This is a genomic window from Shewanella sp. SNU WT4, from assembly GCF_006494715.1.
Lineage (GTDB): Bacteria > Pseudomonadota > Gammaproteobacteria > Enterobacterales > Shewanellaceae > Shewanella.
In genome coordinates this window covers 1,492,853-1,517,495 of record NZ_CP041151.1, presented here as the reverse complement: position 1 = coordinate 1,517,495, position 24,643 = coordinate 1,492,853, and the positions used below count along the sequence as shown (strand labels likewise).

General features: G+C 45.7%; 21 protein-coding genes. 10 read left to right on the top strand and 11 right to left on the bottom strand.

Features of this window, described 5'->3' with window-relative positions:
• Positions 1–23 precede the first annotated feature (23 nt).
• From ppnN to FJQ87_RS06895, 3 genes are all read left to right on the top strand, one after another.
• On the top strand, positions 24–1,382 hold the full coding sequence (gene ppnN, locus FJQ87_RS06905; RefSeq protein WP_140931827.1) for a nucleotide 5'-monophosphate nucleosidase PpnN: 1,359 nt from the start codon (positions 24–26) through the stop codon (positions 1,380–1,382).
• Complete coding sequence (gene xni / locus FJQ87_RS06900; RefSeq protein WP_140931825.1) at positions 1,379–2,131, top strand: flap endonuclease Xni; 753 nt, start codon at positions 1,379–1,381, stop codon at positions 2,129–2,131. Before ppnN ends, xni begins: the two co-directional genes overlap by 4 nt.
• Positions 2,132–2,257: 126 nt before the next feature.
• A complete protein-coding gene (locus FJQ87_RS06895) occupies positions 2,258–2,650 on the top strand; it encodes a DUF3192 domain-containing protein (RefSeq protein WP_140931823.1) in 393 nt (130 codons plus the stop codon).
• A 169-nt stretch (positions 2,651–2,819) separates the two neighbouring features.
• Here the strand turns inward: FJQ87_RS06895 and FJQ87_RS06890 are convergent, their stop codons facing one another.
• Complete coding sequence (locus FJQ87_RS06890; RefSeq protein ID WP_140931821.1) at positions 2,820–5,675, bottom strand: prolyl oligopeptidase family serine peptidase; 2,856 nt, start codon at positions 5,673–5,675, stop codon at positions 2,820–2,822.
• A gap of 245 nt (positions 5,676–5,920) precedes the next feature.
• On the opposite strand from FJQ87_RS06890, the gene FJQ87_RS06885 reads away from it, so the two are divergent.
• Positions 5,921–6,931: an isocitrate dehydrogenase gene (locus FJQ87_RS06885; RefSeq protein ID WP_140931819.1), complete on the top strand. Its 1,011-nt coding sequence runs from the start codon at positions 5,921–5,923 to the stop codon at positions 6,929–6,931.
• Between the two features lie 169 nt (positions 6,932–7,100).
• Here the strand turns inward: FJQ87_RS06885 and FJQ87_RS06880 are convergent, their stop codons facing one another.
• Positions 7,101–7,946, bottom strand: a complete 846-nt coding sequence (locus tag FJQ87_RS06880) for a DUF3037 domain-containing protein (protein ID WP_140931817.1) — start codon at positions 7,944–7,946, stop codon at positions 7,101–7,103.
• On the bottom strand, positions 7,943–8,659 hold the full coding sequence (locus FJQ87_RS06875; RefSeq protein ID WP_140931815.1) for a HipA domain-containing protein: 717 nt from the start codon (positions 8,657–8,659) through the stop codon (positions 7,943–7,945). The genes FJQ87_RS06880 and FJQ87_RS06875 overlap by 4 nt, the downstream gene beginning before the upstream one ends.
• Positions 8,660–8,902: 243 nt before the next feature.
• On the opposite strand from FJQ87_RS06875, the gene FJQ87_RS06870 reads away from it, so the two are divergent.
• A complete protein-coding gene (locus tag FJQ87_RS06870; protein WP_140931813.1) occupies positions 8,903–10,330 on the top strand; it encodes an IS4 family transposase in 1,428 nt (475 codons plus the stop codon).
• A gap of 233 nt (positions 10,331–10,563) precedes the next feature.
• On the opposite strand, the gene rlmM is transcribed toward FJQ87_RS06870, so the two are convergent.
• From rlmM to pomA, 7 genes are all read right to left on the bottom strand, one after another.
• Positions 10,564–11,649 carry a 23S rRNA (cytidine(2498)-2'-O)-methyltransferase RlmM gene (gene rlmM / locus FJQ87_RS06865; protein WP_140931811.1) on the bottom strand — a complete coding sequence of 362 codons (1,086 nt, stop codon included), beginning with the start codon at positions 11,647–11,649 and terminating at the stop codon, positions 10,564–10,566.
• Between the two features lie 111 nt (positions 11,650–11,760).
• Entirely contained in the window at positions 11,761–12,150 is a 390-nt protein-coding gene (locus tag FJQ87_RS06860) for a DUF423 domain-containing protein (RefSeq protein WP_140931809.1), read from the bottom strand.
• On the bottom strand, positions 12,147–12,776 hold the full coding sequence (locus tag FJQ87_RS06855) for an alpha/beta fold hydrolase (RefSeq protein WP_140934022.1): 630 nt from the start codon (positions 12,774–12,776) through the stop codon (positions 12,147–12,149). The genes FJQ87_RS06860 and FJQ87_RS06855 overlap by 4 nt, the downstream gene beginning before the upstream one ends.
• 13 nt (positions 12,777–12,789) lie before the next feature.
• Positions 12,790–13,701: a transcriptional regulator GcvA gene (locus tag FJQ87_RS06850; protein ID WP_140931807.1), complete on the bottom strand. Its 912-nt coding sequence runs from the start codon at positions 13,699–13,701 to the stop codon at positions 12,790–12,792.
• 217 nt (positions 13,702–13,918) lie between these two features.
• Complete coding sequence (thiI, locus tag FJQ87_RS06845; protein ID WP_140931805.1) at positions 13,919–15,373, bottom strand: tRNA uracil 4-sulfurtransferase ThiI; 1,455 nt, start codon at positions 15,371–15,373, stop codon at positions 13,919–13,921.
• Positions 15,374–15,522: 149 nt separating this feature from the next.
• Positions 15,523–16,455 carry a flagellar motor protein MotB gene (locus FJQ87_RS06840; RefSeq protein ID WP_140931803.1) on the bottom strand — a complete coding sequence of 311 codons (933 nt, stop codon included), beginning with the start codon at positions 16,453–16,455 and terminating at the stop codon, positions 15,523–15,525.
• A gap of 2 nt (positions 16,456–16,457) precedes the next feature.
• Positions 16,458–17,225 (bottom strand): flagellar motor protein PomA, encoded by a 768-nt coding sequence (gene pomA / locus FJQ87_RS06835; protein WP_140931801.1) that lies wholly within the window; start codon positions 17,223–17,225, stop codon positions 16,458–16,460.
• A gap of 354 nt (positions 17,226–17,579) precedes the next feature.
• On the opposite strand from pomA, the gene xseB reads away from it, so the two are divergent.
• From xseB to dxs, 3 genes are read left to right on the top strand one after another with little or no spacing between them, the layout of a single operon-like run.
• Positions 17,580–17,819 carry an exodeoxyribonuclease VII small subunit gene (gene xseB, locus FJQ87_RS06830; protein WP_140931799.1) on the top strand — a complete coding sequence of 80 codons (240 nt, stop codon included), beginning with the start codon at positions 17,580–17,582 and terminating at the stop codon, positions 17,817–17,819.
• A 1-nt stretch (position 17,820) separates the two neighbouring features.
• Positions 17,821–18,702, top strand: coding sequence for a (2E,6E)-farnesyl diphosphate synthase (gene ispA / locus FJQ87_RS06825; protein ID WP_140931797.1), 882 nt, complete (start codon positions 17,821–17,823; stop codon positions 18,700–18,702).
• A gap of 22 nt (positions 18,703–18,724) precedes the next feature.
• Entirely contained in the window at positions 18,725–20,593 is a 1,869-nt protein-coding gene (gene dxs, locus FJQ87_RS06820) for a 1-deoxy-D-xylulose-5-phosphate synthase (protein WP_140931795.1), read from the top strand.
• 189 nt (positions 20,594–20,782) lie between these two features.
• Here dxs and grpE read toward each other — a convergent pair whose 3' ends face one another.
• Positions 20,783–21,376 (bottom strand): nucleotide exchange factor GrpE, encoded by a 594-nt coding sequence (gene grpE / locus FJQ87_RS06815; protein ID WP_140931793.1) that lies wholly within the window; start codon positions 21,374–21,376, stop codon positions 20,783–20,785.
• 102 nt (positions 21,377–21,478) lie between these two features.
• On the opposite strand from grpE, the gene nadK reads away from it, so the two are divergent.
• On the top strand, positions 21,479–22,357 hold the full coding sequence (nadK, locus tag FJQ87_RS06810; RefSeq protein WP_140931791.1) for an NAD(+) kinase: 879 nt from the start codon (positions 21,479–21,481) through the stop codon (positions 22,355–22,357).
• Positions 22,358–22,971: 614 nt separating this feature from the next.
• Positions 22,972–24,627 (top strand): L-lactate permease, encoded by a 1,656-nt coding sequence (locus FJQ87_RS06805; RefSeq protein WP_140931789.1) that lies wholly within the window; start codon positions 22,972–22,974, stop codon positions 24,625–24,627.
• Positions 24,628–24,643 lie beyond the last annotated feature (16 nt).

The following is a 24,643-nucleotide window of genomic DNA, read 5'->3' as shown; positions in this document are numbered from 1 at the left end:
ATTCACTCAGCAAGGAGTGGCTTATGATAGTGAGAATCAGCCCCAAAGGCAGCATGGACCAACTGTCGCAATTAGAAGTTCAGCGCCTTAAACAAAGTTCTCAAAGCGATCTTTACCAACTGTACCGCAATTGTTCGTTAGCGGTACTCGCCTCAGGTATGCATACCGACAACGCCTCAGTATTATTTGATAAATACCGAGATTTCCAAGTAAACGTCCTCACCCGTGAGCGCGGTTTACAACTGGAATTAATCAATCCGCCCGAGCAAGCCTTTGTGGATGGTGAGATTATTTTAGGTCTGCAAGAACACCTGTTTTCTGTACTGCGCGACTTACTTTATGTCAGCAATAAATACGACAGCCTTAATCATATTAACCTCAGTAATTCGAGCCATATTACCGATGTCGTGTTTGATATTTTGCGCAATGCTAAAGTGCTGCCCACCAATCGCGACCCCAACATAGTAGTGTGCTGGGGCGGTCATAGTATCAACGAGATTGAATACAACTATACCCGCGAAGTCGGCTATCAAATGGGACTAAGAAAGCTCGACATTTGTACTGGTTGTGGTCCTGGCGCTATGGAAGGCCCCATGAAAGGCGCCGCCATAGGCCACGCTAAGCAGCGCCTGCATAATGCCCGTTATATTGGCCTAACTGAACCCAGCATCATAGCGGCCGAGCCGCCCAATCAAATAGTTAATGAACTGGTGATTTTGCCAGACATTGAAAAACGCCTTGAAGCCTTTGTGCGCCTTGGTCATGGCATAGTGATTTTCCCAGGGGGCGCCGGTACCGCTGAAGAGCTGTTATATCTACTGGGGATTTTACTTAATCCGCAGAATGAAGATATCCCCTTCCCCTTGGTATTAACTGGGCCCAAAGAAAGCCGCGCCTATTTTGAAGAGATTGATGCCTTTATTCACGCTACTTTAGGGTCAGAGGCACAAGCTAAGTACCAAATCATTGTTGATGATCCAAGTGCTGTGGCTTTTTACATGAAGCAAAGCATGGATCAAATCAAAGCCTATCGACGCGCAACTAAAGACGCTTATCAATACCAATGGGCGCTTAAAATTGAACCAGAATTTCAATTACCTTTTATTCCAACCCATGATGTAGTGGCTAATTTAGCATTACAGCTTGATTGTGAAGATAAAGCTAAGTTAGCGGCTAACCTAAGACGCGCCTTTTCTGCTATTGTGGCCGGCAATGTGAAAGCCGATACTTTAGCGCTCATAAAGCAGCAGGGACCCTTTGAAATTCATGGCGATCCACAATTAATGGAACGCATGGATAAGTTATTACAAGCCTTTGTCAGTCAACAACGAATGAAGCTTCCCGGCAGTGCCTATGTGCCCTGTTATAAAATAGTGAAATGAACAATTTATTAATCATAGACGGCATGAATCTCACCCGACGATTACATGCCACCATGGGAGCCCCGCTTGATGGGGCTCAATTACAACTGCGCCTAGAACATGCCTGTGAAAAACTTAAACGTTTGCATCAACCTAGCCACTTAGTAATAGTGTGGGATGGTGATGCTATTTCTTGGCGCAAACATTTATACCCAGACTATAAAAAAGGGCGTAAGCCTATGCCTGAAGATCTCGCGCAAGTCTTGCCCGCAATAAAGCAGGCCCTCACAGCGCAAGGATTTTACGGCTTACAGGCAGAAAGTGAGGCCGATGATGTCATCGCCACCTTAGCGTGCAAGCTTACGGCCCATCAAGGCCATGCCATCATAGTCTCCACCGATAAAGGCTTTAGTCAGTTGCTGCATCCGCATATTCGCCAGTGGGATTACTTTTCTAAGGCGCCATTTGATCACGCGGCGCTGTGCGCCAAATTGGGCATAGAGCTTAATCAGTTACTCGACTTTTTTGCGCTGGCGGGTGATAGCGGCAATAAGATCCCTGGGATCACAGGCATAGGCGGTAAAACCGCCGCAGAATTGTTAAAGCAGTATCAGCACTTAGCGAATCTGTATCAGCATATCGATGAAGTGCCAGATAAACTGCAGCAAAAACTGATTGCTGGCAAAGAGCTAGCAAGGCTTAGCTATAAGCTCGCCAAACTGAATCAAGAGTTACCGCTCGCGGTCAGCCTTAATCAATTTCGCTGCTAAACACTGTATTGTTCACAACCATCCAAACGGCAGTTGTTAACTAGTTGCAACAAAAGGTAACAATTGCATTTTGTGACTGGGTGATTCTCGCGTTATCTTTAAACCATATTGTTTAAGGATATCATTATGAAATTCAAACTCGCTTGGGTGGTTGCCACCCTCTTTGTAGCTTATGTCGTATTTGTCGCTGTGGTGGTGTTTATGTATGAGCCGCAGCCGCAAGATTTAGATTGGGATGATAGGCAACTATTTAATCAGCAAACCATAGCCAAACTTGAACTCGGCCAAGAGAAACAGCAGATCATTACTTTGCTCGGCCCTGCCGACATCTCTGAGGCCAAGCCTGTAACTAATGGCAGCTTAACTGTATTGTTCTACCGCACTCAGCATGTGTCATCGGACGGTAAAACCAGCCGTGATGAATGTACGCCGCTGCTATTTTTAGATAACAAGCTCACGGCTTGGGGCAATGACAGTTACCAATCGTTTCTTGATAGCCCCTTTGCACTCGCCAATTAAAGTAAATTGGCTAAGTAATCACGCGCCTTAACGCTTTAGACGCTAAACGTAAAAAATTAAAATAAAAAGAGTGGCTACACAGCCACTCTTTTTTATAGGTTTTTTATGCCTTTATTTCTCTATTGGGTTGATTATCAGGCTTGCCCCCGAACCAACCAAAACCTACGGTCTATTCCTCAGCATTGGGCCTAGGTTGATAGGCTTCACCAGCAGATAACCACTGCGGCGCGGCGCTACCTTTAAGGTAATGGTCAAAATACTGTTTCATTTTTATGCTGTAATCGAGCTTATTTGGGTACTTTTTCAAATGATGTGGCTCGTCTTGATATTGCAGCATAACCACTTCTTTGCCAGCGCGGCGCATGGCTAAATACATCTCAACCCCTTGCTCCCACGGCACAGCATCATCTTTATCGCCAAACATTATCATCATAGGGGTGGTGATGCGGTCAGCATAAAATACTGGTGAGTTTTCAATATACTTTTGCGGCGACTCAAACAAGCTATCACCTATGCGGCTTTGGCCAGTTTCGTATTGAAATTGACGCGCAAGGCCAGTGCCGTGACGAATGGCTGAATAGGCACTGGTCATATTACTCACAGGTGCGCCGCTCACCGTCGCCTTAAACATAGGGGTTTGAGTCACCACGAACGCCGTTTGATACCCGCCCCATGAATGGCCATGGATCCCCACAGCATTAGCATCGGCTATGCCCATATCAATCAGCTTTTGTACGCCCGAGGTTAAGGCCAAAGTGGATGAATGCCCAGGGGCGCCGATTTCAAAGCGAATATCGGGCAAAAATATGGCGTAGCCGTTAGCGGCATACCAGGCAAAATTGGGGCGATGGTTAATTTTCATCTCAGGAAAGGCGTGCAATCTATCGCTCATAAAGCGATAAAAATACACTAACACAGGCACAGGTTTACCCGCTTGATAGTTGGTTGGGGTAATAAGCACGCCATCAAGAGGTTTACCATCCGCCCCTTGCCATTGCACTAATTGCGCCGCTCCCCAGTCAAAGGCTTGGCGCTGCTTATCCAGCTCAGTCAGGCGCACAGCTTGCTGCGGCTTAAGTAATGGGCTGACATATAAATCTGGATATAAATCAAAGCGTTCTTGGCTAAAGACTAGCGTATCAGCATCCCTTGCGCGCGCCAGTAGCTTAATTTTTACTTTGGCGGATTGAGGAGCACTGCCTGCTAATGCTTTAGTACCGAGAATACCAACGTTAAGCTGATGCAAGCTATCGCTTTTCGTGCGCTCATTATAAGCATGCACTAACACAGCCTCGCCAGCGCGCACTGTGGCGGGGCGCTTACTATCAGCGCTTATGACATCATCCACCAAGGCTTGCACTCGATATTGTTCTGCCGCCTCACGTCCTGAGGTGAGCTTAAGCGGCGCTTTCCCTAAGCTAGATAACTGCCAAACATCGTATTTATCATACACAAGCACGGCCGAGTCATCATCAAGCCAAGGCCCGACCCCATAACCCGGGGCAGCCTTAGGGTAATCATTATCTTCATCGGCAAAAGGCGTGCTAATAGCTGCGGTTAATACTGAATGCTTCTGCGCCGCGACATCGTAAAGCTTGACTTGGCCTTGATGAAAATACACTAGATAGCGGCCATTAGGTGACAGACTTGGCGCTTGGTCGCTGTCTTGCTGAGTTAGCACTAAGCGGCGCGAACCTGTGGTTAAATCAAACAGATAATAATCACGATAAAACCCCGCCCAAGTGATCATCGTTAAATAGGGCTTATCACTACTCATCAGCACTTGATTACCCATCTGCGGCCAATGCACAGTCGCGACTTCACTATCGGCTAATTGCTGCACGGTTAGGCTCTTAGTGTTCAATGCCGCCCAATAGTTATGTTCAAGCTTGCTGTTGTATTGCTTAATTTCATGGGGCTTAATGCGCGGGTCGTCGCCATGCCATACATTAAGTTCACGCTGGGCGGTGACTTTATCAATGTTAAACAGCTCAGCTTGCTGGCTAATTTTAGCGAGCGGCAAAATGCGACTCACTTCAGGCACGCGGCCAAAGAATAAATAATCGCCCACCTCATTAAAGCGCAGCTGAGCGTAGCGATTAAGTGGCCAATTAGCATCTGTCTTTATCGGCATGAGGCGCTCATGCGGGGTTAACCACAATTGATAGTGACGCGCATCAATATGCAAACGGCTATCGCCCAAGGTAAAGGCTTGCTGCTTGCCATCATCACTAATAGCAAGCGCCCCAACGATAGGAGTGATACTGCCAGTTGCGCTAGCTGCCTCATACACAAATGATTTATCACCACTGATACCATCCACCAGCATGATATGGCTGCCCTCTTTGCTTACCTCAGCCAGTAGCACCTTAGGGCTATGTTTAGCAAAGGCGTAGCGGCTTACGGCATCAAAGTGCACTTGCTTCGCACTATCCAGCAGCACTAAGGTCAAAGGCCGACCGATATCATCTTTAGCTGGCTTATGTCCGTCAGCATCTTTAACCTCTTGCTTGCTAGCGTTAGCACTTAACTCGTTCTTAACGGCTTTTTTATCTGGTTCAGGTGCCTCAAACCAAATCGCTAATACTGTGCCACTTGGATTAAAGGCAAAGGATTCGACCCCAGCAAAGGTTTGTCTGTGGCCTGTGTGAGTATCGAGTAGCGCCATGCCCGCGGTTAACTTTTTGAGGGTCTGTTTATCTTTAGATTCTTGATCAAATAAGCTTAAGGGTAATTTCACTGCCACAAAGCGACCATCGCGGCTAATTTGCGGGTTACTCGCGTTAGCAATTTGATAGCTAACGCTATTATCTGTGCGCTTAATGAGTACTTCGCTATCGCCGCGATCAGGACTCACTTCCACCGCCAACACTTCACCATTGGCTGATAACTGCGGCGCAGCGAGCGATTTAAACTGCATCACATCGGTTAACTCAAGGGTGCGCGCGGTCGCAGCGATACTCAAGTCTGGCGCTATGCCAGCCAAGACTAAGCTTGCGATTAAGGTTAAGGGTAATAACTTCAAAGGGAGCCTCTTTTATTGTTATTAGACTAAAGATTTTTTAGCACTTTGGCCTTACATCAGCATGTCTGCTATGGTTTGACACCACTTAGGCGCACTAAATACTGTGACTTAACTCAGCAAATCCTGTGAAAAATGTATAAAAGTGTTTAAAATAGCAAGCAGATAGCAGCAACCGCACCAACTTTAAGTCATATAAAAACATGACTCAACACAAGCAGTAACAATTAACAGTAAAAGGACGTTTCATGTCAAAAAGAACCATTACTGTCATCCCAGGCGATGGCATAGGTCCAAGTATTATTGATGCCGCCATTAAAATTCTCGATAAAGCGGGTTGTAACTTCGAATATGAATTCGCCGATGCTGGATTAGCTGCCTTAGAAAAACACGGTGAATTACTGCCACAGCGCACCTTAGATTTGATTGAAAAAAACCGTATTACCCTCAAAGGCCCACTGACTACCCCGGTGGGTGAAGGCTTTACCTCAATCAACGTCACTTTACGCAAAAAATTTAGCTTGTACGCCAACGTCCGCCCAGTATTGTCATTTGCCGGTACCCAAGCTAGATACGACAACATAGATATCATCACAGTACGTGAAAACACCGAAGGCATGTACTCAGGCTTAGGCCAAAAAATCTCGGCCGACGGCAGCACAGCCGAAGCTACTAGCGTGATTACCCGTCAAGGCGCCGAGCAAATTGCCACCTTCGCCTATGAACTGGCGCGCAAAGAGCACCGCAAAAAAGTCACCATAGTGCACAAAGCCAATATCATGAAATCTACTTCTGGCTTGTTTTTGAAAGTCGCCCGCGAAGTGGCTTTGCGCTACCCAGATATTATTACTGACGAAATGATTGTCGATGCCACTTGCATGAAGCTAGTGATGAGCCCTGAAATTTTTGACGTAATAGTCACCACCAACTTGTTTGGCGATATTTTATCCGACCTGTGCGCAGGCTTAGTGGGCGGTTTAGGCATGGCTCCTGGCGCTAACATAGGTAAAGATGCCGCCATTTTTGAAGCCGTACATGGCAGCGCCCCAGATATTGCTGGCAAGAATTTAGCCAACCCAACCTCAGTGATTTTGGCCTCGATTCAGATGCTGGAATATTTAGGCATGGCCGATAAGGCAGAGCAAATCCGCAAAGCGGTATCCGAAGTGATTGCCAGCGGCGATAGAACCACCCGCGACTTAGGTGGCACCCACGGCACTACCGATTTCACCCAAGCGGTTATGGATAGATTGGGTTAAGCCTCTACTCCCGAATTTTGACCCAGTAATGCAAAAAGGATGCACTAGGCATCCTTTTTGCGTTACTCAAGTCATTCTACAACAAAAAAACAACACATAACTTATACGCTAAATATTAAAATCATTATCAAACAATTTATTAGCTTTACCATTTAAAATGGTAAAGCAATCAATGCGATAATTGGAAATTCTCTGCACATTCAGAGTCAAATCTTGCGAAACTCTCGATACTATGTAAGTCATTAACATCATAAACATTAACCCCCAAAGACTTCATTTCATTTGACAAAGAATTAAAAGCTGCCTCGAGATTTTTATCTTTATATTCAGGACGTTCTATTGCAAAAAGGAAGTTACTCGCAGTTAGCGTTTTAGAGTTTAAGAGATGCTTAACTCTAGATATCCAAAATTCACCATGGTCTATCAATTTCAGAGGCTTATCCTGATAAAAACTCAAAGGCTTGATAGCTTTTGTTGTAAAAGTATCTGAAGCAACCAATGGCAATTCAAAAGAAACATAATTAGCGTTAAGTTTGCTCTTAGTAAACGGATACTTACTGATATTATCCAACTTTTTCTTCAGGCTTCTTACTAAAAGCGTTTCACGATGTTCTTTCGTGTTAAAGTTTCTGCCAACGTATTGTTCAAACAACTTTTCTAAAACAAGCTCTAATGGATCCTCAGTCAACAGAGCACCCGTTTGACTAAAAGTTAAAAATCCTTCTCGTTGCCTCGTAACTTCATCAATAAAACCTGCTAATTCTTTACCACGCATGCCTTTAGAGAAATCTTTAATTCTTTGAAGTTCAGAGAAAAACATTTCAATCGCATTAGAATAAAGCTGACCATCAAGATCATCAAAAAATTGAGAAACACGACTAAATCGTTTGTTAGCTAACTTAAAAAGCACACTACCTGTTTGCGGGGCATGAATAATAATACCAACATTTGCAAACTCTTGAGTTTCAGTAAAAGGCATAAAACGAATTACTGAATAACGGACTAAATTTTTCATTTTATACCCTCCCAAAATTCTGCGGTTTTGAAGCGCGCCAATGTTACTCGAATCCCATCTACAATACCATCATCTCCACAGTTTTCGAGCCATTCATCTGGGATAGCATCCAACATTGGATCTAGTTGTTCAAAGCATTTGCCGAGCAGTTCTTCGTAGTTTTCTTTATCAAATAAAGACATTTGCTGAGAAAACCAAATACTTGCACTAACATGGAGGTTTTTACGTTCCTCAAAGCAATCATCATAGTCTGCTGCAAAAGCCAAGTTATGATCAAGTACGATAAAAGAAGTAAGATCCGATCGTATAAATAAATTGGGGTTGCCACCACTTTCAGTAAGGGTTCGGTCATCATTCTTTATCCAATAATCAAAAAGAAACAGTAGTTTCAAGCCATTGGCATCTAAGTCACTTAACCTTTGATAGGGGACATCTTGGATGTTTTCTTCATATTTTGAAGCGAACCAATCCCCTTCACTTAGCTCATAGTTCCCATATTCCAGTAAAGAACGATCAACATATACAATTTCAAAGTCAGGTACTGGTAATCCGATCGCTTTGCCAAGCTTTCCACATACAAATTCACGGATTAAACCTCGGTAAGTTGTATTCGGACCCTTTACAATATAATGCATGCCATTATTTCCGACACAGAGATATGGACCTGTCTGCCCCTGGTTCATCTTTCTAACTATTCTTTCTATGTAAACCATATAGCTATAACTATCAGAAATTGAGGAACTTAAGCTACCATAAAATTTTAAATGTCGAAATCCATGTGGGAAGAGATAAGAGAATACGGTCTCAAAAGGCTAGCAATGCATCAAGTTTCTTCTGCATTATATGTTTTGACTACCATTAGAGCTGTCTCTTCTACACAAATTATTAGCAAAAAATGGAACTTTCTTGACTGGCGATGATCAGATCATGCAAATTCACTCACTTCATCATTTTTAATGTCAATTTTTAACCCGAACAAATGGGCATATGATCACTTTCATCATGCTGAGCTAGGTGATAAACGACGAGCGGCAAGGTTAACCGTCGTCGCTGAACACATGGCGGTTGGCAGCGGTAAATCGGTTGCCAGATCTTGTAATGGTGAAGATGCCAAACTCGAAGGAGCCTATCGATTGATCCGCAATGATAATGTTAGCCCATCTATGATCAGAGCCGCCGGTTTTGCTCGCACCGCCCAAGCGATTGAAAATATAAATGAAATACTTGCTCTCGAAGACACGACAGCCCTGAGTTATAAGCACAGTGTGGCGTCTGAATTAGGGAAATTAGGCAAACCTACCGATAAGTCTCGTGGTTGGTGGGTTCATTCTGTCTTGCTACTGGATAGCCATACTTCTCGGACCTTGGGCTTGATCCACCAAGATTGGTGGTGTCGACCTGATAATCCCAACGAGGCCGATGAAAAAGAGAGCGGTAAATGGGCCGATGCATCCTATTTTACGCGGCAACGCTTGCAGGCTCACATGTCGCGAGTGATCTCAGTGTGTGATAGAGAAGCGGATATCATGCATTATTTATCGGATAAACAATCACATAGTGAACGGTTTGTGGTGCGGGCAAAACATGCAAGAAACCTAGTAGAATACGAGGCTAAGCTGTTTGAGCACATGGATAGTCATCCCGTTACCGGCGGATACACCATCGCCATCCCACAAAAAGGCATAAAGGAAGCCAGTGGGAAAAGCAAGAATCGTCCCTCGCGAACAGCCAAACTCACCCTCAAAGCCAGTGCGGTTAACATCAAACATAATCGTCAGCAGCATGCGATTAATGTGGTGTACGCACAAGAGCTCAATCCTCCCCAAGGTGAAGATGGACTATCTTGGATGCTACTGACCAGTGAGCCGATTGACACGTTGGCGCAGCAACTTCATGTGATTGATATTTATACCACTAGATGGCGCATTGAGGACTTTCATAAGGCGTGGAAAACCGGCGCGGGGGTTGAAAGGTTACGCATGACATCGCCAGACAACCTTGAGCGAGCGGCCTCGATACTTTGCTTTATTGGTGTGCGGCTACTGCAACTTCGGGAAGTGATGAGCCAGCCAATTTATCTGAGAAAAAGAGGGCAAATCGAAGCAGCGCAAAGCATGGAAAATCAAAGCTGCAGCAATGTCTTAGAGAATGATGAATGGCGAGTACTGATGCAGCTCTACAAGCCAAGGGGACATAAAGGCAAAGAAGCCCCAAATATGAAGTGGGCTTATCAATCCTTGGCCAAACTAGGAGGCTTTAATGATAGCAAGCGCACGGGAATGGCCAGCTGGTCCACGATTTGGGAGGGATGGGATGATCTTCAGGCTCAGGTAAAGGGGTATCGCTTAGCCAAAGCCCTATTTGAAGCCGGAGAAACGCTATGAGATCTGATCAAGAGACAGCCATTAGAGTCTGATTTGTAGATTGACGCACTTAAGGCCTGCTTTAAACAGTTTAGTTTCTTCGGATAAATGGGAGCCTTTAGATACAACCTTATAAATTTACTTTACTTAATTACATTTAGCTAGACAACCTATACATATAACAAAAACCTAGCAAACAAAAAGGATGCCTAGGCATCCTTTTTTTCGCTCACATCTAACGACTAAGCGTTAGATTAGAAACCGCACTGCACTTCTGGACGCAGCCACAAGTGCACTGTCACTTCATCTCTGTCGTGGTACAAGTGCTTACAAGCTAACTTATGCGGAATTTCGTTCTCAGTTAAAATAGTGCTCATGGTCGCCAGAATGGTGCTGACTTCTTTATAGCGGCTCTTCATAGGTAACTTAAGGTTAAAGATGGCTTCTTTAAACCAGCCATTAATTGCCCAAGCTTCCATGAGTTCAGCTACGCGCGCTGGCTTTTCCACCATGTCACACACTAACCAGTAAATATTTTTGCGTGGCGGCTCAAAGCGGAAACCGTCTTCACGGTAATGCTTTACTTGGCCGGTTTGCATCAGCTTTTCATCCATAGGGCCGTTATCCACAGCGGCAACAAACATGCCACGGCGTACTAACTGATAAGTCCAGCCGCCTGGGCAAGCACCTAAGTCCACTGACTTCATGCCTGAATGCAAGCGAGTTTCGTGATCTTCTTCCTTAAGAAAATGGATAAAAGCTTCATCCAACTTCAAGGTTGAACGGCTTGGACCATCACTTGGGAATTTTAAACGGGGAATGCCCATAAAATGCGGTGAGCTGTTATTGCTGAATGAATAACCAGCATAAGCCTGACCTGGCGCCACAAAACACACGTGGATAATTGGACGGTTAGGGCTTTCTTTATTTAGCAAGATGTCACGTTTCTTCAGCGCTTGGCGTAAAGGCACAGTGAATTTGCGGCAAAATGCCGACAATTCTTTAGCTTCATTGGTGTCTGGAGTTTCGACCCTAAGCTCACCAGCCTTGCTGATATTTGCTAATGCTTCAACAAGAGGTGATACGCGATCATCACTTGGTAAATCAGTCAGTAATGGGCCCGCGGCAAACATTTGGCGCGCGAAGATGAGAGAATCTAACGATAACTTTTGCGCCAGAACTTCACCATCATCCTCGGCAAAACATTCAAAGACTACATAGGCTTGGTTGGTCACGGTTTTAACAAAACCACCAATGTTTAACTCAGCCGCACGGACTTGAATTTCCGCTGCGCAGTCTTTTTCAAAGCCACCGCGGCAATATAACACCAAATTCTTCATTTTTTTCTCGAGCCGCAATCAGGGCATAGTCACAATCAAAACGGCGGGCATTATAGCACTATTGTAGAATTTGTCTGCGCTTACCCGCCATCCATTTCCAATGCTTCTAACCTAGCTTGCATCCACCGTTACGCGGCTGCGCCACACAGCTAATGCCAGCAGCAGCCAACCTAACATAAAGCAAAAGCCGCCAAGGGGGGTAATCGGCCCCATCCACTTAGTGCCCATTAAGGCATAAACGTATAAGGAGCCTGAAAAGAAGGTAATGCCGGCCATAAACAAACCGCCACTCCAATAGAGCAATTTAGAGTGAATGCTGATCCCGCACAGGGCCACTAACGCCATGGCAAACACATGATAGAAATGATATTGCACCCCAAGGGCAAAAATTGTCATCATCTCGCTGCTGATCATATGTTTTAACCCATGGGAGGCAAATGCCCCGAGCGCCACGGCCAATAAACCATTCAGCGCCGCCAATATCATCAAACCTTTTATCATGCTAATCGTCCTATAAACTCACTTGAAGCCACTATGGCAGCCTGTAGATTAGCGTCTGTGGTGGTGCCTGATAACTTGCGCGGCACAAAACTATGATCGCCGTCAGTAATCCATTGCACTTGCACATTAGGCGCTAACGGCCACTGCGCCACTTCGCTAACACCGCCAAACTTATCGCGCTCACCTTGCAGCACTAACACTGGGCATAACGGCGCTTGCAATGGCGCCAGCCGTGGCTCTTTGCCTTTTAAGGCGACAAAGGGATAGCCCAAACAAATGACGCCATCAACGTTAACTTCGTTGGCCAGGGTGGCGGCCATACGCCCACCCATGGATTTCCCCATTAACACTACTTTGGTGGCTGAACTTTGTTTCGCGATATCCACATAATGACTAAAGCATTCCAACAGCTTAGGGGCGCGATCCGGTGGCCGGCGCGACCCTAACTGCCGACGCAGGCGCATATACGGGAAATCAAAGCGAAATACGCCAAAACCTTGAGCGGCTAAACCTTGCGCCATAGCTTCCATAAAAGGGTGAAAACTATCCGCGCCAGCGCCATGGGCCAGCAAAATTAACGTATCAGGAGATTCTGGCCCAAGGTAGCAAGCATCGCCACGGCTAATATCATCCGCAATCTTATCCAGGAAGCATTTCACTGCGTAGCTCCTCTGCAAACATATCTAGCATCCACTCTCTAAAGGCGACAATTTTACCCAGCTCAGCATGGCTTTGATGACACACTAAGTAATAGGCATCCTTACTCAGCAATACATCGGGGAAAGGACACACTAAGCGCCCCGCTTGAATATCAGGCTTAGCCAAGACGCTATACCCCAGCGCCACGCCTTGACCATGGGCGGCCGCTTGCAGCACTAAGGATGAATGGCTAAAAATCGGCCCTTGATTAACATTAATGTCAGTCACGCCAGTTTGCCTAAACCACGCTTGCCAATATTGGCGACTGGTATCATGCAATAAGGTATGAAATTTTAAATCACTCGGCTTAGTTAATGGTTTAGGGCCTTTAAGCAGTAAAGGTGAGCACATAGGAATGAGCACTTCATTACGCAGTTTATCGCTGCGCATACCGGCCCAATTGCCTTGGCCATAATAAATGGCGACATCGATATCGTCGGTAATGCTGGCGGTATCTGAATCCACGGCTTTAATCCGCACGTCAATGTCAGGGTTTTTCTCACTGAATTTGGCAAGACGCGGCACTAACCACTGAATGGCAAAGCTTGGTGACATAGCCACCGTCAGCGAGCCAATCGCAGAGCGCGCCAGTAACCTGTCGGTGGCTTCACCAAGATGAATAAAGATGTCTTTGATTTCGAGGAAATAGCTTTGACCTTCTTCGGTCAATAATAATGAGCGATTCTTACGACGGAATAATTTAAGCCCCAAAAAGTCTTCTAATGCCTTAATTTGATGGCTGACCGCGGCTTGAGTCACAAACAGCTCTTCGGCGGCGCGGGTGAAGCTCAAATGGCGGGCTGCGGCTTCAAATGCCTTAACCGCATTGAGAGGCGGCAAACGTCTTGACATACTATTCCATTCCCTGTCTTTGTATAAGTTTTTCTAATCCGTATTGTGGCATTGCCGCGGGGGGATTGACTAGTTTTTTAAATCACTCCCTCCCAACAATTCAGTGGGCTAGGGATTTAATGGTGACTACTGGCGGATATTTTTTTATAAAAAAACCGCAGCGTGGCTGCGGTTTTAGTTATTCACTCGCGATTAGGCGAGCTGAAAATGGACTGTCTTATGGACGGTAAACTTTCACATTGTCATAGCCCTGCTCCAGCAGATACAAGGCTTGCAATTTACTCATTACGCCGCGCTCACAATACAAAAGATAAGTCTTAGACTTATCAAGGTCTGCAAATTGAGTCGCTAATTTAAAGAAAGGAATCACTTTAATATCAACGCCATCAATTTCCAGCGGCTTTTTGTCTTCTTCTTCAGGCGCGCGAATATCAATGACAATCTCATTGGCCGCTACTGTATCTACTGATTCAGTTTCAGTGATTTTAGTATCCATATTGGCAGCAATTTCCTTAATATCGATGATTTCAATATCAGCCAAAATTCTATCGATTAAGTCTTCAGAGAACTTAAGCTCTTCTGCTTCAATTTTGCTTAATACTGCTTTTACCGTTGGACGCTGAGAAATCACGCCGCAATATTCAGGCATGGTTTTAGCAAAGTCTTCAGTGCCAATGCGGCGCGCTTCATTGATGATATCTTGCTTATCCATGGCAATCAGCGGACGCAAAATTAAGTTATCAACGCAGCGGTCAATCACATTGAGGTTAGTTAAGGTTTGGCTTGATACTTGGCCAACACTTTCACCTGTCACTAACGCTTGAATACCCATGCGATCAGCAATTCTGCCGGCGGTGCGCATCATTACGCGCTTTAAAATCACGCCCATTTGGCCGTTATCAATGCGCTCTAAAATTTCAGCCACTACTGGCTCAAATGGCACAGAGATAAACTTAACCTTGTGTGATTCGCCGTAAGTTTTCCACAAGTGATAAGCCACTTGCTTAACGCCGATTTCGTGCTGCGCGCCACCAAGATTAAAGAAGCAGTAATGAGTACGGCAACCTTTCTTGATGAATTGGAAACTCGACACGCCAGAGTCAAAACCACCAGAAATCAGCGACAACACATCTTCTTGAGTCGCGATAGGGAAACCGCCTAAACCTTCAATGCGCTTTTCAACCACGTACAGTTTTTCGTGATCGATTTCTAAGTGCACTGTCATGTCAGGATCTTTAAGCTTAACGCACAGGGCTTCAGTAAACTGGTTTAAGCCACCGCCAACATAACGCTCCACTTCGCTTGAGGTGAACTCATGCTGACCATTACGCTTAGCGCGTACGCAGAATGTCTTACCTTTCAGTTCTTCGCGATAGATAGGCAGTACGATTTGATAAATATCATCAACCGTAGTGAAAGTGTGCTCAGCCACTTGCAAGCTATGGGCAATACCTGGAATACAAGTTAAGCGTTCAGCGAACACATCCAGCAGCTCAGGCTTAGTCGGCGGCACCATAACAACTATGCGATCCCATTGACGTTGCACCTTGGCGCCTTCATCTATGTGACGCAATACATTGCGGATATTGGTTTCAAGCATCTTAATAAAGCGCATGCGCACTGGCTTGCTCTTCATCATAATTTCTGGGTAAATCTTAACGACAAACTTCATGGGACTAGACAACTCTTTTATACGGCAATGTGGGGATTATAACAAAATCACTGCAAAAGGCGCAGTCTCTTCATAGTTATCACTAAAAATTAAGCCAGAGCACTGGTGCTCTGGCTTGTTTGTTTATATTTACCCACACATTACTCTGCTTATTTAGCCACACTAATTTCATCGGACTCTTTGGCTTTGCCTTGCTCTATGCCGATTTCCACCCGCCGATTTCTAGAGCGATTTTCTTCACTGGTATTGGCAACCAATGGATTGGTCGATGCCATACCCACCACTTTCATCCGCCCTTGCTCAAAGCCTTTGACTTTAGAAAACTCATGAGCCACAGCCACAGCGCGCTTACTGGATAAGTCCCAGTTAGAGCTATAGAGCTCGTTACTGATTTGCATATCATCGGTATAGCCTGAGACAGTAATAATCCCAGGGATATCTACTAAGATCTCACCGACTTTTTGCACCACAGGTTTAAATTTAGGTTGAATAAAGCCAGAGCCTGAGGCAAACGCCCCTTTTTCGCGAATGCGGATAATAATTTGCTGGCCTAATGATTCCACCTCAATGGCACCATCAACTATCTCTTTTTCTAATTTCTCGGCAATTTTCTTGGCTTCATTATTCACTTGCTCTTGTTGCGCCTGATTCTCGCCTTGGCTACTTTGGGTCACATCCATAGCGGTTTCGCGGCCACTGGCAGCGGATTCCCCACCGCGCTGTTCACCTTGCTGCTCCTGCATACCACCAGCACTGTCATCTTCACCAGCTTGAAAATCGAGCACAGGTTCAGTCATTTCATTGGTTTGTTGCGTCACTATTTCAATGGGCGTGGGATCAGGGCGTCCTGGGCGAAACTCCAAGGCAATGACAGAAGTTCCTTTAGGAATATCTTTAACGTCAATTTTATTTTGCACCCCAAAGGCGAACTTCATCGAACCTGCCAGCTGCTTAAATTTGATCACATCCATTTCAGAAAATGACAACAGCAATACGAAGAAGCACATAAGCAGCGACATCAGGTCAGCAAATGTCGCCAACCAGCCCGGCGCTCCAGGCGGTGGACATACGCACTTACCCATGGCTATTCTCCGCCCGTGGTATCAACTTTACGTTTTTTCTCAGATAAGTAATTCTTAAGGAAACTTTCAATCACCCTAGGGTTTTGTCCGTCTTGAATGGCAAGCACGGCATCCATAATCAAGTTACGGTTCATGACTTCTTCCGCCATGCGTATTTCGAGCTTATCAGCAATGGGAATGGCGAACATGTTAGATAACATGGCGCCATAAAGCGTGGTTAATAAAGCAACCGCCATCGCAGGTCCAATGGATTTAGGGTCTGACATGTTACCTAGCATGGCCACTAAACCGACTAAGGTACCTATCATGCCCATGGCAGGTCCTACGTCGGCGATAGCTCTAAATATTTTGACGCCAAGTTTATGGCGCTCTTCCGTGAGGGTAATATCTTTCTCAAGAGCGGAGCGTACTACTTGGCCATCGTGACCATCCACCAGCATATCGACGCCGCGCTGCATAAACGGATTACTAATTTGCGCTTCTTCTAGCGCCAAAAAACCGCCTTTACGGGCAGCGTCAGCCATGGTGACTGATTGCTCGATTAAGTCTTCCGGTTTATCAATTTTAAAGAAGAAGGCTTTGGCGGCAATGCCCCCAGCCCCAAAGAAAGCCCGCATATTAAATTTCATCATCACGACGAAAAACGACCCACCAAACACAATCATTACCGAAGGAATATCAATAAACATTCCTATGCCGCCACTTTGTATCATGGACATAATGATGAAACCGAATGAGCCAATAAGGCCGATGAGCGTTGCTAAATCCACAGTTTCTCCCCCATTCCCTTGGCACTAACGCCCTAAAATCAAGTTATCCGCATGCTTTTTCCATGCCATCTAACTCAAAAAGTCCCCTGTTTGTTAACCACTAGGGGTATAATTGTCATTAATAGCGCTATTACGACAGGGCTAGTATTCATGTGATAATGATGAGTCACGGCAAAATCCCTATTCGCTGTCATCGTTATATCGGAAGTCCTTGGAGCAAGTTTAGCTACTTTTTACTTTTTCTTAAAAAAAATCAGAGCTAAAGCGTGCTTTCGTGCAAATATCCAATGACTCGATTTGACCCTATATCCGCCCTGTTATACCTTGTCACCCGCTAAAACAGAGGAAACTGACGTGGCTAAAAAACCTGAAAATTTAAGTTTTGAACAATCGCTGGCTGAACTTGAACAAATTGTTGCCAATCTTGAGCAAGGCGAGATCTCGCTCGATGACGCTTTAAAGCAATTTGAACGCGGCATTGCCTTAGTTCGTCAAAGTCAAAACAAGTTGGATCAAGCCCAACAAAAAGTCAGTATCCTGATGGCCAATGACGGGAATGCTCCCCTCAGTTCTTTTGATGGTGATGAGGCCTAACGTGCTAGCTGTTGCGATAGAAAAATACCAAGCTCGTATCGATGAGCAATTAACTGAACATTTGGCAGGTTTGCCGAGTATCGATGCGCCATTACAAGCCGCCATGACCCATGGAGCCCTGTTAGGGGGCAAACGCATTCGGCCATTTTTGGTCTACAGCGTTGGCGAAATGCTTAATGTCGACTTAGCTAAACTCGACCCGTGCGCCGCTGCCATTGAATGTATTCATGCTTACTCGCTCATTCATGACGATTTACCAGCCATGGATGATGATGACTTACGCCGCGGCCAACCGACGGTGCATATTGCTTTTGATGAAGCCAATGCCATTTTAGCGGGCGATGCGCTGCAAACCTTAGCGTTTGAAATCATTAGTCGCCAAGATTTACCCCTGCGTCCTGCGCAGCAATTGGCGTTAGTGCGCTGTTTAGCCAAAGCATCTGGTTTTCAAGGCATGTGCGGCGGTCAAGCCATAGATCTTAATTCTACCAATCGCACCATTGATCTTGAGACCTTAACGCAGCTGCATACCATGAAGACAGGCGCGTTAATTCGCTGCGCCGTTGAAATGGCACTGATTTGCGCCGATGCCGATGACGCCACCAGTGCGGCCTTACTTGATTATGCCAATGCCGTAGGCTTAGCGTTTCAGGTGCACGATGACATTTTAGACATTACGGCGACGACCGAAGAGCTGGGTAAACCCCAAGGCTCAGATACTGAAGCCAATAAAAGTACTTATCCTAAGCTCTTAGGGTTAGCCGGCGCGCAGCAATGCGCCGATGCGCTAATCCAGGATGCACTATCAGCGCTGACTAAGTTACCGTACAATAGCCAGCTTCTTGCCAACTTCGCCCGATATATCATCGCGCGAAGAACATAACATAGAGACAATGAATCTCACTATGACTCTGGACATATCTCAATATCCATTATTGGCCCAAGCCGATACCCCAGAAGACCTGAGAAAACTGCCTCAGGAATTGTTACCGCAACTGGCAGATGAGCTCAGAGAGTTTCTGTTAAAATCCGTGGGCATTTCTAGCGGTCACTTTGCCTCAGGCCTTGGGACAGTTGAATTAACTGTCGCGCTGCATTACGTGTATAACACTCCGTTTGATCGTTTAGTGTGGGATGTGGGTCATCAGGCCTATCCGCACAAGATTTTGACTGGCCGCCGTGACCGTATGCCCACCATACGTCAAAAAAATGGATTGCATCCGTTTCCATGGCGCCCAGAAAGTGAATACGACACCTTCAGTGTGGGTCACTCAGGCACTTCTATCAGTGCGGCAACAGCTATGGCGGTTATCGCGGATAAAGAAGCTGCTGGCCGTAAAGTCGTGGCTGTGATTGGCGATGGCGCCATGACAGGCGGCATGGTATTTGAAGCCATGAACCACGCCGGTGACTTACATAAAGATATGTTAGTGGTGCTCAATGATAACGAAATGTCGATATCAGAGAACGTTGGCGCCCTCAACAATCATCTCGCTAAATTAATGTCTGGCCGCTTTTATACCACCATACGCGAAGGTGGTAAGAAGGTGCTTAAAGGTATGCCTGTCATCAAAGAGATGGCTAAGCGCACTGAAGAACACCTTAAAGGCATGGTAGTTCCTGGCACCTTGTTTGAAGAGTTAGGGTTTAACTATATCGGCCCGATTGATGGCCATGATGTCGATGCTATGGTCGAAACCATGCGTAATATGCGTAACCTCAAAGGGCCGCAAATTCTGCATATTATGACCAAAAAAGGTAAAGGCTACGCCCCAGCGGAGCAAGACCCTATCGGCTGGCATGCTGTGCCTAAATTTGACCCAAGTCAGTTTAAAAAACCGGCCACTAAACAAGGTTTACCAACCTTTTCACAAGTGTTTGGTAAATGGTTATGTGATATTGCCGCCACCGATGAAAAAGTGTTAGCCATTACCCCTGCCATGCGTGAAGGCTCAGGTATGGTGGAATTTTCACAGCGCTTCCCTGAGCAGTATTTTGATGCGGCCATTGCCGAGCAACATGCGGTGACATTAGCCGCAGGTTTTGCCTGTGAAGGGTATAAGCCCGTAGTTGCCATTTACTCGACTTTCTTGCAGCGCGGTTACGATCAGCTCATTCACGATGTTGCCTTGCAGCAATTGCCGGTACTGTTTGCTATCGATCGCGGTGGCATTGTTGGCGCCGATGGCCCAACCCATCAAGGGGCGTTTGATATCTCGTTTATGCGCTGCATCCCTAACATGGTGATCATGACGCCAAGCGATGAAAACGAATGTCGCCAAATGCTGTACACAGGTTACTGCTATCAAGATGGCCCAAGTGCGGTGCGCTATCCTCGTGGCAGTGCGACCGGTGCTGAGCAAGTTGAAGCTATGACAGCCATGGAAATTGGTAAAGGTCGCTTAGTGCGTCAAGGACAGAAGATTGCTTTGATTAACTTTGGTACAACCTTAGCCGATGCCTTAATCGTGGCAGATGAGTTAGATGCCAGTGTGGCCGATATGCGCTTTGTGAAGCCCTTAGATGAAGCCTTAGTGCTTGAACTTGCGCGCAGCCATGATGTATTAGTCACTATTGAAGAAAATGCCATCGCGGGCGGGGCAGGCTGCGGCGTGCTGGAATTACTGGCTAAACACAAAGTGGGTAAACCGGTACTGCAAATCGGCCTGCCGGATGAATTTATCAAGCATGGTGGCCCTGATGAAATCAAGCATGACTTACAGCTTGATAGCGTAGGCATGTTAGCGCAAATCAAGGCGTATATGGCCATTTAGGTCTAAGGCTATTTAAGCATTAAATAGCCACGCTCAAATAAGCGCTCAAGTGTAAAAAACGCTTAAATAAGCAAATAAAAAAGGACAGCTTAAGCTGTCCTTTTTGTTGCGCTAATTTTGTGGCGCTAACCGTTGAGGAATTTAATTAACTCACTCAACTCTGTGATGTCTTAGGTTGATGCCTTGGGCTTAGCCTTGTGACACCATGACCATAGCTGGGCGCAATAAACGCTCATTTAACATAAAGCCTTTTTGCATCACCATCATTACGGTGTTAGCCGCAAATTCAGTGCTTGGCTGCATGCCAATGGCTTGATGTTGCTCAGGGTTGAACGCTTCACCCATAGGGTCGACTTGCACCACACCAAACTTGGCCACGGCCGAAGTTAAGGTTTTTAAGGTCAGCTCAACACCTTCATGAATCGCCTTAGTGGCTTCATCATCTGGATTGCCCGCAGCTAATGCGCGCTCCATGTTGTCAATCACAGGTAATAATTCAGAAACGAACTTTTCCAGTGCAAACTTACGCGCTTTCTCTACCTCAACGGCTGAGCGGCGACGAATATTGTCAACTTCAGCAGCAGCGCGTACGACTGAATCTTTCTGTTCAACGACAGTAGCTTCAGCAGCAAGCAATTGTTGCTCTAACTCTTCAACTCGAAAATTAGCCTGAGTTAATTCGTCAATTAAATTCGACTCATCAGCGCCTTCCTGATTGATTACCATTTCTTCAGTAATCACTTCTTCATTGTCGGCTTGCGCCTGTTTTGATTCGTTGGTCATTCCTAACTCCAGCAAAAATGCTTTGTTTCTGCAAACTCACAGCCTATTATGGGGATCAATTCTGTCGTTTCAAGGGCTAAGGCCACAAAGCGCGTAAACTCTATGAAAAACAAGTTCAAAACAATTGGTCTAATCGGTAAACCCCATCATGCGGGCACCAACAAGACATTAAAGCGACTGCATCATTGGCTCACTGTCCAAGGCTATAGTGTGCTGGTTGAAGAGCGAGTGGCGGCGGAAGTTGGCCAACATGTGACAGCGGCTGAAATCGTTGAGATTGGCAAACAATGCGATCTTGCCATAGTCGTTGGTGGTGATGGCAATATGCTCGGGGCGGCTCGAGTATTAGCGCGCTTTGATATTGGCGTAATTGGCGTTAACCGTGGCAATTTGGGTTTTTTAACCGACTTACCCCCCAATGATTTTGAAGCCTCATTAGCCGAAGTATTAGACGGCCAGTTCATTACCGAGCAAAGATTCTTGCTGGAAGCGAAAGTGTATCGCCATCATGAATTAAAGGCGTGTAATTCAGCGGTCAATGAAGCAGTACTGCATCCGGGCAAAATTGCCCATATGATTGAATTTGAAGTGTATATCGACGATCAGTTCATGTACAGCCAACGCGCGGATGGCATGATAGTGTCAACGCCGACAGGTTCAACGGCTTATTCATTATCGGCAGGCGGCGCCATTTTAACCCCGAATTTACAGGCGATGATCTTAGTGCCTATGTTCCCGCATACCCTGTCTTGCCGGCCGATTGTGGTGGATGCTAACAGTACCATTAAGTTATTAGTCTCACCTGACAATGCCGATAACCTCGAAGTGAGTTGTGATGGCCACGTGCATTTAGCTGTGCTGCCAGGGGATGAAATCATCATTAAGCGCAGCCCAGAGAAGTTAACCTTAGTGCACCCAACCAATCATAATTACTTTCATGTACTGCGCACTAAATTAGGCTGGGGGAGCAAGCTGTTCTAACCCCGAATATTATTGCACTTACTGTTATTACAATGAGTGTAATTGCAATAAACGCTATAGCCATTAAAGCGCTAGCTTAAGTTGACTGTTCACTGCCATCTATTGAATCAGTTGCTTAGCTTGCGCTAGTGGTTATGTTTATTACCCGCCCTGCTTTAACTATCCACTTAACATAACCATCACTTGATATAGCCATCACTCACCTTTTACTGAGACTCAGTTTGGGTGGGACTTTCCTGCGATCTTCCTTTCACTTACCAATAATATTAATTCGTATTATCAATTAGTTATATTCCCTAACTTACCGTTATCACTAATTTAGTGATAACGATCACGAGTGATAAATTATTAATGATGCAGCGCTCATAATTAAAGGTAAATTAACGGTCGATTTATGGCATCAAACGCTAAATCTTGCGCTACCTCCCGGGGCGATTTAGAGGATGATCACACTTTACATATGTTTTAATTATCAACCCATAAGAAATTAATCTAGATCAATTTTGCCTTAATAAAACAATAGAGTATGTCAAGCCAAGCCAGAGCAAGTAACCCTATTAATACTGGCAGCGCTCACTATGCATTAAACCAATAAACAAGAAACTGAGACCCAAATGACGATTTTACAAATACTTGCCAGTTTATCCCCTGTGATAAGCGTGATGTTATTTTTAGTGTTAATGCGAATGCCCGCCTCTAAAGCTATGCCAATCTCATTAATACTGACTGCGTTAGCCGCCGTCTTTATTTGGAAAATGGACGTAGGCTTCTTATCTGCCTCCATAGTTGAAGGCTTATTATCGGCATTAACACCGCTCTCAATTATTTTTGGCGCGGTGTTTTTACTTAATACCCTTAAACATTCTGGCGCCATGGATACTATACGCGCAGGTTTCACTAACATCAGCGCCGATGCGCGGGTGCAGGTGATAATTATTTGTTGGTTGTTCGGCTCCTTTATTGAAGGCTCAGCCGGTTTTGGTACCCCAGCTGCTATCGGCGCGCCATTACTGGTACTGCTCGGCATTCCGCCAATCGCAGCCGCGGTAGTGGCTTTAATTGCTGACTCAACTTCAGTCTCTTTTGGCGCCATTGGTTTACCTGTGCTGTTTGGTATGGAGCAAGGCCTAACCCAAGGCGGCGTCAACATGGCTGCCGAGCAAATTGCAGCGCACGGCGGCAATTTTAATGATTATGCGCAGTTCATTGCTATGCACATGATCACCTTAGACTTGTTTGTCGGCACTTTAATTCCTGTGGTCATGGCCGCTATGCTGACCGGCTTTTTTGGGCGCAATAAGTCGTTTAAAGAAGGCTTACAAGTGTGGAAGTTTGCCCTGTTCGCCGGTCTGTCCTTCACAATACCAGCCTGGTTAATCAACTATTTTGCCGGCCCTGAGTTCCCATCTGTGATTGGCGCCTTAATCGGTATGGCGCTCGTTATCCCAGTGGCGAAAAAAGGCTGGTTATTACCAGCAACCCCTTGGTTTGATTTTGCTGAAAATGATGGTGAGCCCAACGCGAGCGCAGGTAAACCTGAGCTTAAAGCCGCCAAGTTTTCACAGCTTGCCGCATGGACGCCGTATTTAGTGATGGCAGCCTTATTGGTGTTATCGCGCACAGTTGCGCCAATTAAGAGCTTCTTATCTGGCTTTAACATTAATTGGACCGGCCTGTTAGGGACAGAACTTAAGGCAAGCTTTGCCACCCTGTATGCCCCAGGCGCTTTCTTTGTGGCCGTGTGTATCTTAGGTTTCTGGCTGTTTAACATGAATAAAGTCGCTATCAAGCAATCAGTGTCTGATTCAGCTAAAGCTATGCTGCCTACCATTATTTCCCTTGGTGCCTCTGTGCCTATGGTGAAAATCTTCTTGAACTCAGGCGAAAACAGCTCAGGCCTTGCTTCTATGCCTGTGGCTCTGGCGGATTTACTGGCTAACTCCATGGGCGCGGTATGGAGCTGGATGGCACCTATCGTCGGTATTTTTGGTGCCTTCCTCTCAGGCAGCGCTACTTTCTCCAACATGATGTTCTCTGGGCTGCAATACAGTGTTGCCGATAATATTGGCGCCAATCACGCCATGATTTTAGCCTTGCAAGGTATAGGCGCGAACGCCGGTAACATGATGTGTGTGATGAACGTCGTTGCCGCTGCCACGGTTGTGGGTATGGCTGGGCGTGAATCAGAAATTATTCGTAAAACCATGCCTGTAGCCTTGGCCTACGCTTTAGTAGCTGGCACCTTGGCGTATATTTGGGGCGGTTTTTAACGAGACACAATAAATG

Coding starts and splice junctions, on each gene's coding strand:
- FJQ87_RS06880 (WP_140931817.1), bottom strand. CDS start 7,946: ATGAAAAATTTAGTCCGTTATTCAGTAATTCGTTTTATGCCTTTTACT.
- grpE (WP_140931793.1), bottom strand. CDS start 21,376: ATGACCAACGAATCAAAACAGGCGCAAGCCGACAATGAAGAAGTGATT.
- nadK (WP_140931791.1), top strand. CDS start 21,479: ATGAAAAACAAGTTCAAAACAATTGGTCTAATCGGTAAACCCCATCAT.
- dxs (WP_140931795.1), top strand. CDS start 18,725: ATGACTCTGGACATATCTCAATATCCATTATTGGCCCAAGCCGATACC.
- FJQ87_RS06860 (WP_140931809.1), bottom strand. CDS start 12,150: ATGATAAAAGGTTTGATGATATTGGCGGCGCTGAATGGTTTATTGGCC.
- rlmM (WP_140931811.1), bottom strand. CDS start 11,649: ATGAAGAATTTGGTGTTATATTGCCGCGGTGGCTTTGAAAAAGACTGC.
- FJQ87_RS06885 (WP_140931819.1), top strand. CDS start 5,921: ATGTCAAAAAGAACCATTACTGTCATCCCAGGCGATGGCATAGGTCCA.
- thiI (WP_140931805.1), bottom strand. CDS start 15,373: ATGAAGTTTGTCGTTAAGATTTACCCAGAAATTATGATGAAGAGCAAG.
- xni (WP_140931825.1), top strand. CDS start 1,379: ATGAACAATTTATTAATCATAGACGGCATGAATCTCACCCGACGATTA.
- FJQ87_RS06850 (WP_140931807.1), bottom strand. CDS start 13,701: ATGTCAAGACGTTTGCCGCCTCTCAATGCGGTTAAGGCATTTGAAGCC.
- FJQ87_RS06870 (WP_140931813.1), top strand. CDS start 8,903: ATGTCAATTTTTAACCCGAACAAATGGGCATATGATCACTTTCATCAT.
- FJQ87_RS06840 (WP_140931803.1), bottom strand. CDS start 16,455: ATGGGTAAGTGCGTATGTCCACCGCCTGGAGCGCCGGGCTGGTTGGCG.
- FJQ87_RS06895 (WP_140931823.1), top strand. CDS start 2,258: ATGAAATTCAAACTCGCTTGGGTGGTTGCCACCCTCTTTGTAGCTTAT.
- ppnN (WP_140931827.1), top strand. CDS start 24: ATGATAGTGAGAATCAGCCCCAAAGGCAGCATGGACCAACTGTCGCAA.
- FJQ87_RS06875 (WP_140931815.1), bottom strand. CDS start 8,659: ATGGTTTACATAGAAAGAATAGTTAGAAAGATGAACCAGGGGCAGACA.
- FJQ87_RS06805 (WP_140931789.1), top strand. CDS start 22,972: ATGACGATTTTACAAATACTTGCCAGTTTATCCCCTGTGATAAGCGTG.